The organism is Cyanobacterium stanieri LEGE 03274 (assembly GCF_015207825.1).
GTDB classification, from domain to species: domain Bacteria; phylum Cyanobacteriota; class Cyanobacteriia; order Cyanobacteriales; family Cyanobacteriaceae; genus Cyanobacterium; species Cyanobacterium stanieri_B.
Genome location: NZ_JADEWC010000018.1, coordinates 24,487 through 38,511 on the forward strand (window position 1 = coordinate 24,487; position 14,025 = coordinate 38,511).

The following is a 14,025-nucleotide window of genomic DNA, read 5'->3' on the forward strand; positions in this document are numbered from 1 at the left end:
TTTTTAGTTTGTTTATCTTTTGTGCTGTCTTATCACTTCATCACCCCATTTTCATGACTTTAGTTTTTCAGCAAATTCTACCTATTTCATTGGTTGGTTTTTATTTAGGGATTCTAATTCTCATTTCTGAAATTCTACGGCGTTATTATCGGGCAAATTCAGAAATTACTAGAAAAATTGTTCATATCGGTGCCGGTCAAGTTATCCTGTTAGCATGGTGGTTAAATATCCCTAGCTATCTAATTTTATTAGCATCTCTTGGGGCAAGTATGGTAGCAATTATTTCTTACTTTTTACCAATTTTACCTAGCGTCAATGGCGTGGGTAGAAAAAGTTTAGGCACTTTATTTTATGCTTTAAGTATTGGTATTTTAACTGTTTTATTTTGGGATAAATCTTTACCACAGTTTACCGCAATCGGTATTTTAGTTATGACTTGGGGAGATGCTTCGGCGGCGTTGATAGGGCAAAAATGGGGAAAGCATAAATATCAATTTTTGGGTAGTAAAAAAAGCTGGGAAGGCTCATTAACTATGATGCTAGTAAGTGCGATCGTTATTTTATCTATCCTATGTTTTGTTTATCCTTGGCATAATTATTTTATTCTTATCACCCTATCAACAGCAATTTTAGCCACTTTTTTAGAGACTTTTTCGATTATAGGTATTGATAATTTAACAGTGCCAGTTTTTAGTGCGCTTTTCTGTTATTACCTATTGCAATTATTCAGTTAAAAAGAGGATTAATTTTATGTTTCATATATCTATTAAACAAGATGATTATTTAAATTACATCTTGGAAGATAGGGAAAATAACTCCCGTATGGAAGTTGTACCAGAAAAAGGAGGTATTATCACGGCATGGAAATTAAATGGGCAAGATATATTTTATTTAGATAAAGAAAGATTTAAAAATCCTCAATTAAGCGTCAGGGGGGGTAATCCTATTTTATTTCCCATTTGTGGTAATTTACCCGATAATCTTTTTCTCTACGAAGGGAAAGAATATCAACTAAAACAACATGGTTTTGCCCGGGATTTACCTTGGGAGGTTATTTCCCAATCTACAGATGAGGCGGCACAAATTGTTTTAAGATTAAGTAGTAATGAAGAAACTTTATTGATATATCCTTTTGAGTTTGAATTGACTTTTACTTATCAATTAGTGGCTAACCGATTGATAATTACACAGGAGTATTACAATAAGTCTAATCAAATAATGCCTTTTTCTGTGGGTTTTCATCCCTATTTTTGGTGTCAGGATAAAAGTAGTTTGAGTTTAGATATTCCAGCTTCTGAATATAGCAACAAGACAGGAGAGAAAACTTTTCCTTTTGCGGGAAATCTGGATTATGATCAAGATGAAATCGATATTGCTTTTAGAACCATTACTAAAGATACTGCTTCTTTCGTGAACTATAAAAGAAATATGAAGGTATCATTAAAGTATTCTAATCTTTTTTCTACCTTAGTTTTTTGGACTCTTAAGGGCAAGGATTACATTTGTCTTGAACCTTGGAGCGCCCCCAGGAATGCTTTAAATACGGGTGAGAAAACAACTTATCTCAAACCTAGTCAGGGATGTAGGGGGTATTTTGAGATTATTGTTAGTAACACTTAGATTATTTGTTCCCTTATTTATGGGTCGCCTGAGATTCGAACTCAGGACCAATCGGTTAAAAGCCGAGTGCTCTACCGCTGAGCTAGCGACCCTCATCGCTTCAACTTAATTTAGCGACATTAACTATACTAACGAACTTTTTTTCAGGATGCAAGTTTTTTAGGTATTTTTTTTTAGACTATAGAAGGCATGGAGTTGGTAAGGAAAATAATGCCTATCCATGGCAGGGCAAAAGCGCCTTAATTAGTTCTTGATAAGATAAAATACTGCGAAAATCTAGTTCAATAAATCATAGTGGAAAACAAAAAACCTGATCATCTATTTATTTTTTTAGAAGTTTTTGCCCAAGAAGGGGGTATCCAATCCTATGTTAAGGATATGTTGAGGGCATACAAAAAGTTAAATTATCAAGGGCAAGTATTTGTCTTGCGTGATAAATACCCTGTGGATGATAATTTAGTGGGCGGTAATTTGAATTTTAAGGGTTTTGCCCATGCTTCAACGATGATAGGCAGAATTAGGTTTATGGTTAGTTTTTTAACATTTTTGATCATAAATCGTCCTCAATGGGTTTTTTGTGGACATATTAAGTTAGGGGTAATTACTCGCTTATTTTGTGGTTTATTGAATATTCCCTATACAGTTTTAACCTATGGTAAAGAGGTATGGGATACTCTACCCCCTAAGCAAAGACAAGTTTTAGTGGATGCTAACCAAATTTTAACCATTAGTCGTTATAGTTGCGATCGCATTTACCAATCCCATAAAATTGATCAAAATAAAATAGACATTCTCCCCTGCGTAGTCGATGCCGATAAATTTACCATTGCCCCGAAACCCATAGACTTGATCAAAAAATATAACCTAGAAAATAGTAAAGTATTATTAACCGTAGCCAGATTATGGTCAGGAGACATTTATAAAGGAGTAGATGTCACCATTAGGGCATTACCAACCATCTTAAAAACCCATCCTAATGTAAAATACTTAGTGGTAGGTAGAGGAGATGATCAACCCAGACTGAAAAAATTAACCCAACAATTGGGTATTGAAGATAAAGTCATCTTTGCTGGATTTATACCAACTCCCGAATTAGTAAACCATTACCAAGTCTGTGACGCTTATATTATGCCTTCCCAAGAAGGTTTTGGCATAGTTTACCTTGAGGGGATGAGTTGCGGGAAACCCGTATTAAGTGGCGATAGTGACGGTTCAGCAGATCCCTTACAGGATGGGCTTTTGGGGTGGTGCGTACCCCATCGAGATGTGGATGCGGTAGCCAGTGCCTGTATAGAGATTTTACAAGGAAATGACCACCGTTGTAATGGAGAATGGTTACGGGAAGAAACAGTTAAAAAATTTAGTTTACAAGTGTTAGATAACAGATTAAAAGAATTAATAATTGACAAGGAATTATCATAACCTCACTCTAATTTATTTATAAGGACATTGCTGATTTTGAGTATGAAACATTATTGAATTACAGTAAATGTATAGTATTAAAACTATACTATTATTACTATTGCCCATTGCCCATTCCCTATTGCCAAACTCAACTAAAAATCATACCTTAATTCACCAACGCCAAACAATAAATCAAAGAATCCAGCGCACCTTATTGGATAATTTCTACTCCCCGTTGATATAACTGCTGAGCGTAATCCGTCCATGTGCCTTGCCCCCAATAACGAAAACAGCTAGTTTGCAAGAGTAAATTATATAAAAGGGCTTCTTGATAATCTTGTCTTTTGGTAATGTCAGGATTTTCTTTTACCAAGCCATCATATTTTTGATGAAATAAAGCACTTAATTGATTCATGGGTTGTAATACATTTTCATAACCCTTTACCCAGCTTAAATCATTAGTCCATGATGCACCCTCGGTATGGAATTGATGATCATTTTTAGTTAAAAGTGCGATCGCACCTTCAACCCTTTCAGGAGTAACATTATCTTCCACCTCTTGCCATATCTTATGTTGCCCCACTGCCTGACACACAGGAAAATCATCCTCAGACACCCCAGAAGCCTCCAACAACTCCAGATATTCAGTGCCATTTACCCCCACCACATCAGCATTTTTTATACCATACCAAAGGGGCGGAAAATCCCGAGGAAACTCATTCATCATTACCCCCCCATTTTCCCCATCCGCAATCTGCGTCACACAGGGAGGAATCATCATCCCATTAACAGACACCTTGTCTTTCGTCCTCGCCTCATGGTAAGGTTGCATCTGCGCCACCAACTTAGTATCCGAACCCTGAGTTTTAATTAACGCCGTAATACTGATAACCTCCCCCCGAGAATTTTTCGCCACCAAACGATTAGGGATATACTTATCATCATGGTGTAACCCTTGTCCGTCAATTCTTTCCACCGAGTCTTCTTGCACCAACAACCAACGATAACCACATTCCTTAAGCGCCCTTACATACTCATATAAAGTATCAGGATGATTAGGTAAGTGCATCTCAGGAGGGGAAAAGCCTTTCACCCGTTTTAAAGCATCCGCCCCAAAAATAGCCATAAAATGATGTTGCCATGCCTGAATATGTAACTTAATATCAGGGATAGGAGTAGAAGGAATTACTCCATGGGACCACATTGTACCCAACCATTCTACATAGGGCTGATAATTGGAATCTACAGTAATTTTACGCAAATTATCTAAAACATCCTCCCGCCCCATCTGTTGCAACCCCCACAACAAATTGCCAGAATAATCCAACATAATACGTGGGCTACAACCATTGGACACCAATTCAGGAATAAAATCCCCCATGCGACTATAACACCAAGCAAACACCGAGGCGTTATGATTATCTCCTTCCCCCTGATGCTCAAACATATATTGTAAATTACAAATTAACTCCCCATGAAGCCCTGCGGGAATAGTAGGTTGGTGCATATGTAATGCACAGGCAAACAAGGCTTTTTTTTCGTCTAAATTAATATCGGTTTTGTCCAAAAAAACTGTATCTTGATGATTAACTATTTTTTCTACTTCTACTTCTTTGCCCGACAGTGGGGGAATATCAATGGTAAGTTGTCTAAACTGTTGTGGGTTTGTAGCGGTCATAATAATAGGAATGGTTCTCCATGTGAACTATAGCCATCCTATCTTTTATTATCTACATCCTTTCCTTTTCCATGGAAATCTTAATTAAATTTTTATTTTACCCCCAAAAACTTTTCCTTAATTTATTATCTTAATGATGACAAAAATAAAATAATATGAGGAACAATAACACATAAAACAACAATTATTTTTAAACTAATATCCATGGCCAAAATTATTTTAGTAACAGGGGGGGCTAGTAGTGGAAAAAGTGAATGGGCAGAATCCCTAGCTAAAAATCAAGATCAAAAAGTTATTTATATTGCCACTGCTCAACAAATACCATCGGATCAAGAATGGACACAAAAAATTAAAATTCATCAACAAAGAAGACCAAAATCATGGCAATGTTTAGAAGTTCCTTTTCAGTTGTCTAATGCTATTGATAAATGTGACAATCATAACTTAATATTAATTGACTCTTTGGGAACGTGGGTAGCTAATTTTATTGAAAAAGATGAGACTTTCTGGCAACAACAAGTAGAACAATTACTAGATATTTTAGCTAATAGTAATAACCAAATTATTTTTGTGGCAGAAGAAACAGGATGGGGCATAATTCCCGCCTATGAATTAGGGCGCTTATTTCGTAATCGTCTGGGTAGCCTAACCCGTGAAATAGGGCAACTTGCTGATGAGGTATTTTTGGTAATAGGAGGTTATGCGGTGGATATTAGTAAAATTGGAGTAAGTCTTGATAGTAAACCCTAAAAGTTGAGACTTCAAAGTATTATTACCATTGCCCATCTCAAATGAGAAATAATATTTCAAATCACCAGCCTCAGATATTGTTGCGTCGAAATGAAGTGAGGTTGAGATTCTGAGAATAATTGATTATCATGGTAAATGAATTAGCTATCGTGTTGGTGACTGCTTATCAAGTTTTTTGATCTATAACTTGAAAAATTTGGATACTGATTGAGTTCTAGTTGCAGTAAACCGAGCATGTACTCGGAAACGAATACAGAAACATTGGTTTCCCCCTGGTAATCCAGGTCATAAACTGAAGTAAAACGGCACGATGGTTAATTTTTTTTAACTATACTGTACTTAAATATATTTACGTACGGAGAAAAGGGAGTAGTGAAAAATAATCAGTGGCAATTTTGGATTGATAGAGGTGGTACTTTTACTGATGTAGTTGCTTTAAATCCAGAAAAAAAGCTCATCACCCATAAGTTATTGTCAGAAAATCCTAGTCAATATACTGATGCTGCCGTGGAAGGTATCAGAGTTTTGATGAATATTCCCCAAGGGCAACCCATACCCCTCGAAGATATAGAGGTAGTAAAAATGGGGACAACGGTAGCCACTAATGCCCTATTGGAAAGAAAAGGGGAAAGAGTGGTTTTGGTTACTAATGAGGGTTTTCGAGATGCTTTGCGCATTGGTTATCAACATCGTCCTAATATTTTCGCGCGTGAAATTGTTTTGCCTTCCATGGTATATGAGCAGATAATCGAAGTTTCTGCCCGTTATAGCGCCCATGGTGAGGAGTTAAGCCCCATTGATGAGAAAAAAGTTATTCAAGATCTACAACGGGTATATGACTTAGGAATCAAGTGTTGTGCCGTTGTTTTGCTCCATGGTTATCGCTATACAGACCATGAAAAAAGCCTGGGGGCGATCGCCCATAACCTAGGATTTACACAGATTTCCCTTTCCCATGAAGTTAGCCCCCTGATGAAATTAGTTAGTAGAGGGGATACTACCGTCGTCGATGCCTACTTATCCCCCATCTTACGCCGTTACGTAGAGCAAGTACAACAGGAGATGGTAACCCGAGGACAAAAAGACACCTTACCCAAACTGATGTTCATGCAGTCCAATGGGGGGTTAGTCACCGCATCCCAATTTCAAGGCAAAGATAGCATCTTATCCGGCCCTGCGGGGGGCATTGTGGGCGCAGTGAAAACCTGTCAACAAGCAGGAATTAACAAAATTGTCACCTTCGACATGGGAGGTACTTCCACCGATGTAGCCCACTTTAACGGCGAATACGAGCGCACCTTAAACACCGAAATTGCAGGGATAAGGCTACGCACTCCCATGATGTCCATCGACACTGTCGCCGCAGGGGGAGGCTCTATTTGCACCTTTGACGGTTTAAATTATCGAGTCGGGCCAGAATCGGCGGGAGCAAATCCAGGGCCTGCTTGTTATGGCAAGGGAGGAGATTTAACTATAACCGATTGTAATTTATTTTTAGGTAAAATACAAGCCCAATTTTTTCCACAAATTTTTGGCAATGATGGTAAATCCCCCTTAGATATAGAAGTAGTTAAACAAAAGTTTATTGACCTTCAAAATCAATTAGATAATCCTATTCCCTCCGAAGAAATTGCCTCGGGATTCCTACAAATAGCAGTAGAAAAAATGGCGATCGCCCTTAAGAAAGTTTCCTTACAAAAAGGTTACAATATCAGCGAATATACCCTCTGTTGTTTTGGTGGTGCAGGAGGACAACACGCTTGTTTAATCGCCGAATCATTAGGTATCAAAACCATTATTATTCATCCCCTCGCTGGAGTCTTATCCGCCTATGGTATTGGCTTAGCAGATATTCGCATCATCAAAGAAAAAAGCCAAGAAAAAATCTTCACCCCCACCCTCATCACAACATTAAACCAAGACTTTGAGCAACTAAAACAAGAAACCCTCGTCGAATTATCCCAGCAAGTAAACAAAATTGAACAAAAAAAAATTACCTATAAACAAAAAATATATCTCAAATATCAAGGCACAGATTCACCCCTCGAAATAGATTATAAAAACTACTCAGAAATCATCCAACAATTTAACCAAGCCCACAAAAAACTTTATGGCTTTATTCTCGAAAATAAACCCCTTATTGTCGAACAAATTTCCCTCGAATTAATAAACCCTACCTATGAAGATACATTCCCCGAAATAGAACAAAAAACAGTAAAACAATTAACCCCCATTACCCATGTACAACTTTATAGCAAAAATCAATGGCATAATACCCCCGTTTTCCAACGGCAAGAAATACCCAAAAATCAACCCATAACAGGCCCAGCATTAATCATCGAATCCACAGGCACAAACGTTATCGAATTAGGTTGGCAAGGGGAAATTAGCACCGATAATAATTTAATGATTACAGCCGTTGATAACCAATTAGAAAATTATGACATACCTTCCCAGAAAAAAATAGTTGAAAAAGACTTAATATTACTAGAAATTTTTAACAATCTATTTCGTTTTATTGCCGAAGAAATGGGCATTACCTTACAAAAAACTAGCTATTCTGTTAACATCAAAGAAAGGCTCGATTTTTCCTGTGCAATTTTTGACCAAAAAGGGCAATTAGTAGCCAACGCTCCCCATATTCCCGTGCATCTTGGCTCTATGGGAGAAACAGTAAAAGCCTTGATTAATAGTAAAGGAAATCAACTAAGAAAAGGCGATGTTTATATTACTAATAATCCCTATAATGGAGGAACTCATTTACCCGATATTACCGCCATCACTCCCATATTTATTAACTCAGAAAAACCGGACTTTTTTGTAGCTTCTAGGGGACACCATAGCGACATCGGGGGAATAACTCCAGGTTCCATGCCTCCCATGAGTAAAACCATCGAAGAAGAAGGCATTTTAATCGATAATTTCTGTTTAGTAGAAGCAGGAAAATTAAGAGAAAAAGAACTACGGGAATTACTAACAAACCATCCCTATCCTGTACGTAATTATCAGCAAAATGTAGCCGATTTACAAGCACAAATTGCCGCCAATGAAAAGGGCTTACAAGAGTTAACAAAACTAGCTGACTATTACGGCTTAGAAACCGTCAAACAATATATGGACTTTGCCCAAGAGAATGCCGAGGAATGCGTGAAAGATGCCATTAAATTACTAAAAGATGGTCGATTTACCAGCCACTTGGATAATGGTGCTAAAATTAGCGTGACAGTAACCATTAATGACAAAAAAGATCAGGCTACTATCGATTTTACAGGCACATCAGCGCCCCAGGACAACAATTTTAACGCTCCCATGTCTGTATGCAAGGCAGTAGTTTTATACGTATTTCGTACCCTCGTAGATAAAGATATTCCCCTCAATGCAGGATGTCTCAAACCCCTCGAAATTATTATTCCCCCCGACTGCTTCCTAAACCCTCAATATCCTTGCGCCGTGGTAGCAGGAAACGTGGAAACCTCCCAACAAATAACCAATTGTCTGTACGCTGCTTTGGGTATCATGGCAAACTCCCAAGGTACGATGAATAATTTTACTTTTGGTAATGAAAAATATCAATACTATGAAACCATCTGCGGAGGTTCGGGGGCGGGGTATAATTACCATGGTACAGATGCTATTCAAACCCACATGACTAACTCCAGATTAACAGATCCCGAGGTGTTAGAGTGGCGTTTTCCCGTGCGCCTAGATTCCTTTTCCATTCGCAAGGGTAGCGGTGGTAAAGGAGACTTTCGAGGAGGTGATGGGGTAATCCGTCAAATTCGCTTCTTAGAATCTATGACGGCGGGTATTTTATCGAGCCATCGTTTAATACCTCCATCGGGTTTAAATGGCGGTGGTAAGGGTATGGTGGGTAAAAATTATCTCATCAGGGAAAGTGGTAAAGTTGAAACCCTAGGTGCAACAGCAGAAGTGCAAATGAATGTTAATGATATATTTGTCATTGAAACGCCAGGAGGGGGAGGAATCAATAAGTTACATACCACCTCATAATGAATTTCAAATTATACTCAGTTGCCCCACCGTGTAATACATTACACGGCCAACGGTAGTTCGTTCAATAAATTGAACTTATTGTACCTTTACTGCCTATCCCCCTTACTCCTTATCTCCAAGCCATTGCCCATTCCCTATTGCCAAACTAAACTAAAAATCATATCTTAATTCACCAACGCCTATTTGCGTAAATGGGATGGCAACTCAATATGGGGCAGAATTAGGCGTAATTCATCATAAGCAATCAAGCCAAAATTCATGATGGTGGGCAGAGGTAAATGACAATCAATTAAAGTAGTTCGGATGCGCTCCTTTGAGTCACCGCCATCAATAATTAATGATACATCATCACCAAATAACTGTTGAGCAACTTTCGCATTATTTGCCCTAAAGTCTTCCCCAAAACTAGCTGTACCTGCAACCACGGGAAAAGAGCATTTTTCCACTAACTGATAAATGAAATCATCGGGGCAAGACACAAAAATAGTATTATGCCCTGCGGTAACAATATCAGAAAGATTATTGCGATGGGGAACAATAATACTAATGGGATAAGGAAATTGATTTACTAAAACTTGAGCATCTTTTTCCAATGAAGCATATTCAGGTAATTTCTGCTGATTAGATAGTAATGTCAGGGGTTTACGGGGATTCCATCTTTTCAGCTCATGAATTTTGTTACAGGCATCGGAGTTTAAACCGTTAGCTAGAAGCAGATACACCATGTCAGTGTGTAAGGCTACTATTTTTCCCCTGTCGAGGTAGTCAATAATTTTGGGAATAATATTGATCGATTTTGGCTGAATTTGACTCATATTATAAATGCAAGATATTTCTGTTACATATTTTACATTATGTATATTTTGCATTATGTGATTTATGCATCAAGGAGATTTTTTAATTGCATCCTAGAATAACAAGAATGCTGGAGGAGGTGTCCAAAGGGCGATTTCAAATAAATCTCTTGCCCCTGTCATTCCTTGCCCAATGAATAAGAGTAGGGCAATACAGTTAACGATGATGTGAATATTACGCCATCGGTTGGTTTTATCTCGATAAATATCATTGATAATGGCGACGGAGAAAATCATTAAAAGGGCAACGGTGATTCCGTAATAATAATGGGAAATATACCATTCATTTGTCCTGCGAAAAATGCCTTCTTGGCAACCTAAAATAACTATTGCCATACCGCTAAGGGTGGCGAAAATACCCCGCCATAGTTTTGTTTGGGCAAAGTAGAGGAGGATATAAGTGGCGATCGCCCCTAGAAACATCAATAAAATAAAAATAAACTGAAAAGTATCCGTTTCCCAAAGACGATTTTCGATAATATTTTTCGCCATCAAAGGACGAAACAAACCCACAAGGGTAACCACCACCACGGCAGTAGCTAAGATTTTACCTATCTGCACATGGTTTTTACCCACAGAGGGAGAAATGGCACTTTTATTCCCTGATTTGACTGCCAATCTTCTTTGACGGGTTTCCCATGCAAAATAAGATACAATACCGATGAGAGGAAACACCCCAAGCACCGCCAAAATTGGATGTATGATGATCAAGAATTGCTCAGTATTCATAGTAAAAATTAATAATAGAACAAAAAACCTATTGGGAAGAATATTGCTAGGCACTAAATAAAATGCTCCTCACAAAAAATTGTGGACATCCATACAAAGCCATGATAACCCATACTACTTTAGTCGCCCTTAATTGCTCATTCGTTCAAATTTACCCCATGCACCCTTGCCAGATATGATAATTCCTTCCACCCTTGCCCAAAAATTAGCAACCCCCCTAAAAATTGCCTCTGTCACCATTAATAGCCGTGTTTTACAGTCTCCCTTGTCGGGAGTGACAGATTTGGTATTTCGCCGTTTAGTCAGGCGTTATGCCCCCGAATCCATGACCTATACAGAAATGGTTAACGCCACGGAATTAAGTCAGATGAAAAAATTACCTCGTTTGATGGATATTGCCCCCGATGAGCAACCGATTAGTATTCAATTATTCGATTGTCGTCCCGATTTTATGGCTCAGGCTGCCATTAAGGCAGTGAAGGAAGGCGCGCAAACGGTGGATATAAATATGGGTTGCCCTGTAAATAAAATTACCAAACGGGGGGGAGGTTCTAAATTATTAAGAGAACCTGAAGTGGCGATCGCCCTTGTGCAAGAAGTAAAAAGGGCGGTGGATGTACCTGTAACGGTTAAAACCCGCTTAGGCTGGAATGATCAGGAAATCAATATTATCGAATTTGCCCAACGAATGGAGGAAGCAGGGGCAGATATGATTACCATTCACGGACGCACCCGAGAGCAAGGTTACACGGGTAAGGCGCGCTGGGAATTTATTGCGGAGGTGAAAAAACGGTTAACCATTCCCGTCATTGCCAATGGAGATATATTTTCCCTCGAAGATGCCTTGCGTTGTTTGCAAGTCACCCAAGCCGATGGGGTGATGTGTTCCCGTGGTACTTTAGGTTATCCTTTTTTGGTGGGAGAAATTGATTATTTTTTGAAAACAGGAGAAATGCCCACCTATCCCACTATCAATCAACGCCTAGAATGTGCCAAGGAGCATTTACAGGGGTTATGGGAATATAAAGGTTATCGGGGTATTTTGCAATCCCGTAAACATCTAGCTTGGTATTGTAAGGGTTTTGAAGGGGCATCGGAATTGAGGGATAAATGTTCCCGCATTGAATCTGTGGAGGAGGGTTTTGATTTGTTAGATAGTGCGAAACAATTGACAATTGATAATTAACCTGAGTTCGGGATAACATTTTCTAGTTAAGGCAGGCAATAGGGAATAGGCAATGGGCAATAGTGAAGTAAATATTTTTCACTATTTCTAGGTATTATTTAGCAAACTGAGATAGTAAAACCTTGTAATTGTCAATTGTCCATTGTCAATTGTCCATTTAACCTCATAACCCCACTTTTTCATCAGCCCCTAATTAATTATTTTGCCCATTACCTAATATCTTGCCAAAGTATCGTCCACATACACCGCATAGGCATCGATACCTCCCGATACATTTTTTACATTTTCAAAACCTTGATGGTGAAGCCACTGGCACATTTGAGCGGATCTGATACCATGGTGACACATGACAATGGTTTCCTTTTGGGGATCTAATTCTGTCATGATTTTCGGTGACCATTGCTCATATTCGCTCAACGGTAAAATGATAAAATGGGGCAAAGAGGCGATCGCAACTTCCCCCAACTCCCGCACATCCAACAACTGCACCGAACTAGGATCATCAGCTAAAATTAAAGCTAAATCCTGCACCGTTAAACTCGATAAAATTTTTTCCATAATTTAAAGATCTCCAAAAAAACAAAAACCCCCAAAATGGGGGATATAGGGAGTAAAATAAATTAAAAATCAACTAAGGTTCAAAACCCATCACCCTAGCCACTTCCTGTAAATCAGCCTTGATACCACCTTTAATACCACCCTCACTATTACTCATGGCATTATCAGGATCTTTTAAACCATTACCAGTCAAGACACATACCACCGTACCATTATCAGGGACTTGATCCTTTAACTTCAATACCCCTGCCACAGAAGCAGCGCTTGCAGGTTCACAGAAAATACCTTCTTCCCTGCCCAAAATCTTGTATGCTTCCAAAATTTCCGCATCAGTCACCGCATTAAACTCCCCATTAGAAGCCTCCCGCACCGATAAAGCCTTATCCCAATTAGCAGGATTACCAATACGAATAGCAGTGGCTACGGTATCAGGTTTCATAATTCTATGACCATAAATCAAAGGTGCTGAACCCGAAGCCTGAAAACCCATCATACGAGGAAGACTATCACATCTCCCCTCCCCTTGATATTGACAAAAACCCATCCAATAGGCGGTAATATTTCCCGCATTACCCACGGGAATACAGACCCAATCAGGGGCATAGCCAAGGGTGTCCACCACTTCAAAAGCAGCGGTTTTTTGCCCTTCTAAACGGTAAGGATTAAGGGAGTTAACCAAAGTAACAGGATAATTTTCTGCAATTTCCCTAACGATGGTTAAAGCATCATCAAAATTACCATCAATGGCAAGAACTTCTGCACCATAGATTAACGCCTGAGCTAATTTACCAAGGGCCACATAACCATCAGGTACAATAACAAAAGCCCTTAAACCAGCCCTCGTGGCGTAGGCAGCGGCAGCCGCCGAGGTGTTTCCCGTACTGGCACAGATAACAGCTTTTGCCCCTGCTTCTTTGGCTTTGGTAATAGCCATGGTCATTCCCCTGTCTTTAAATGATCCTGTGGGGTTTAAACCATCATATTTGACAAATACTTTAACGTTGCGTCCAATGAGATTGGAAATGTAGGGAACAGGAATTAAAGGGGTGTTTCCTTCTCTCAGGGTGACAACTGGGGTGGTTTCTGTGACGGGCAGATAGGCTCGATATTCTTCAATTAAGCCTCTCCATCCGCTTCTAGGAATATTGTTAAGTGTGTTTGGGGGAATTTTCGTCGCTACCACAGGTGTTAATTTTGAATAGATGACTGTCGTGATTATAACATATACTGTT

At 38.9% G+C, this 14,025-nt stretch carries 11 protein-coding genes, 1 tRNA gene and 1 other RNA gene; 7 read left to right on the forward strand and 6 right to left on the reverse strand.

Going from position 1 to position 14,025, the window contains the following annotated elements; genetic code table 11:
• The first annotated feature begins 53 nt into the window (after positions 1–53).
• Together IQ215_RS09060 and IQ215_RS09065 are read left to right on the forward strand one after the other, a co-directional pair.
• The gene (locus tag IQ215_RS09060; RefSeq protein ID WP_193800994.1) at positions 54–734 is read left to right on the forward strand and encodes a diacylglycerol/polyprenol kinase family protein; all 681 of its coding nucleotides are present in this window, start codon (positions 54–56) and stop codon (positions 732–734) included.
• Between the two features lie 16 nt (positions 735–750).
• Positions 751–1,620: an aldose epimerase gene (locus IQ215_RS09065; protein WP_193800995.1), complete on the forward strand. Its 870-nt coding sequence runs from the start codon at positions 751–753 to the stop codon at positions 1,618–1,620.
• 20 nt (positions 1,621–1,640) lie between these two features.
• Here the strand turns inward: IQ215_RS09065 and IQ215_RS09070 are convergent.
• Positions 1,641–1,712: transfer RNA gene (locus IQ215_RS09070), tRNA-Lys, on the reverse strand.
• A gap of 202 nt (positions 1,713–1,914) precedes the next feature.
• Here IQ215_RS09070 and IQ215_RS09075 point away from each other — a divergent pair.
• Entirely contained in the window at positions 1,915–3,042 is a 1,128-nt protein-coding gene (locus IQ215_RS09075; RefSeq protein WP_193800996.1) for a glycosyltransferase, read from the forward strand.
• Positions 3,043–3,235: 193 nt separating this feature from the next.
• On the opposite strand, the gene IQ215_RS09080 is transcribed toward IQ215_RS09075, so the two are convergent.
• Positions 3,236–4,702: a glycosyl hydrolase family 57 gene (locus IQ215_RS09080; protein WP_193800997.1), complete on the reverse strand. Its 1,467-nt coding sequence runs from the start codon at positions 4,700–4,702 to the stop codon at positions 3,236–3,238.
• A gap of 204 nt (positions 4,703–4,906) precedes the next feature.
• On the opposite strand from IQ215_RS09080, the gene cobU reads away from it, so the two are divergent.
• From cobU to IQ215_RS09095, 3 genes are all read left to right on the forward strand, one after another.
• A complete protein-coding gene (gene cobU, locus IQ215_RS09085) occupies positions 4,907–5,452 on the forward strand; it encodes a bifunctional adenosylcobinamide kinase/adenosylcobinamide-phosphate guanylyltransferase (RefSeq protein WP_193800998.1) in 546 nt (181 codons plus the stop codon).
• A gap of 138 nt (positions 5,453–5,590) precedes the next feature.
• A non-coding RNA gene (gene ssrS, locus IQ215_RS09090) (6S RNA) lies at positions 5,591–5,773 on the forward strand.
• Positions 5,774–5,824: 51 nt separating this feature from the next.
• Positions 5,825–9,463: a hydantoinase B/oxoprolinase family protein gene (locus IQ215_RS09095; protein ID WP_193800999.1), complete on the forward strand. Its 3,639-nt coding sequence runs from the start codon at positions 5,825–5,827 to the stop codon at positions 9,461–9,463.
• A 182-nt stretch (positions 9,464–9,645) separates the two neighbouring features.
• Here the strand turns inward: IQ215_RS09095 and IQ215_RS09100 are convergent, their stop codons facing one another.
• Complete coding sequence (locus IQ215_RS09100; protein ID WP_193801000.1) at positions 9,646–10,281, reverse strand: L-threonylcarbamoyladenylate synthase; 636 nt, start codon at positions 10,279–10,281, stop codon at positions 9,646–9,648.
• Positions 10,282–10,374: 93 nt separating this feature from the next.
• Entirely contained in the window at positions 10,375–11,049 is a 675-nt protein-coding gene (locus IQ215_RS09105) for a DUF4079 domain-containing protein (protein WP_193801001.1), read from the reverse strand.
• A gap of 175 nt (positions 11,050–11,224) precedes the next feature.
• Between IQ215_RS09105 and dusB the strand changes: the two genes are divergently transcribed.
• Complete coding sequence (gene dusB, locus IQ215_RS09110; RefSeq protein ID WP_193801023.1) at positions 11,225–12,235, forward strand: tRNA dihydrouridine synthase DusB; 1,011 nt, start codon at positions 11,225–11,227, stop codon at positions 12,233–12,235.
• A 213-nt stretch (positions 12,236–12,448) separates the two neighbouring features.
• Here dusB and IQ215_RS09115 read toward each other — a convergent pair whose 3' ends face one another.
• Positions 12,449–12,793 carry a rhodanese-like domain-containing protein gene (locus IQ215_RS09115; protein ID WP_015223741.1) on the reverse strand — a complete coding sequence of 115 codons (345 nt, stop codon included), beginning with the start codon at positions 12,791–12,793 and terminating at the stop codon, positions 12,449–12,451.
• A 73-nt stretch (positions 12,794–12,866) separates the two neighbouring features.
• Complete coding sequence (gene thrC, locus IQ215_RS09120) at positions 12,867–13,976, reverse strand: threonine synthase (RefSeq protein WP_193801002.1); 1,110 nt, start codon at positions 13,974–13,976, stop codon at positions 12,867–12,869.
• Between the last annotated feature and the right edge of the window lie 49 nt (positions 13,977–14,025).

Bases quoted from the DNA above. Each gene is read 5' to 3' on its own strand.
- cobU (WP_193800998.1), top strand. From the start codon at position 4,907: ATGGCCAAAATTATTTTAGTAACAGGGGGGGCTAGTAGTGGAAAAAGT.
- IQ215_RS09105 (WP_193801001.1), bottom strand. From the start codon at position 11,049: ATGAATACTGAGCAATTCTTGATCATCATACATCCAATTTTGGCGGTG.
- IQ215_RS09065 (WP_193800995.1), top strand. From the start codon at position 751: ATGTTTCATATATCTATTAAACAAGATGATTATTTAAATTACATCTTG.
- IQ215_RS09115 (WP_015223741.1), bottom strand. From the start codon at position 12,793: ATGGAAAAAATTTTATCGAGTTTAACGGTGCAGGATTTAGCTTTAATT.
- IQ215_RS09060 (WP_193800994.1), top strand. From the start codon at position 54: ATGACTTTAGTTTTTCAGCAAATTCTACCTATTTCATTGGTTGGTTTT.
- IQ215_RS09100 (WP_193801000.1), bottom strand. From the start codon at position 10,281: ATGAGTCAAATTCAGCCAAAATCGATCAATATTATTCCCAAAATTATT.
- IQ215_RS09080 (WP_193800997.1), bottom strand. From the start codon at position 4,702: ATGACCGCTACAAACCCACAACAGTTTAGACAACTTACCATTGATATT.
- dusB (WP_193801023.1), top strand. From the start codon at position 11,225: ATGATAATTCCTTCCACCCTTGCCCAAAAATTAGCAACCCCCCTAAAA.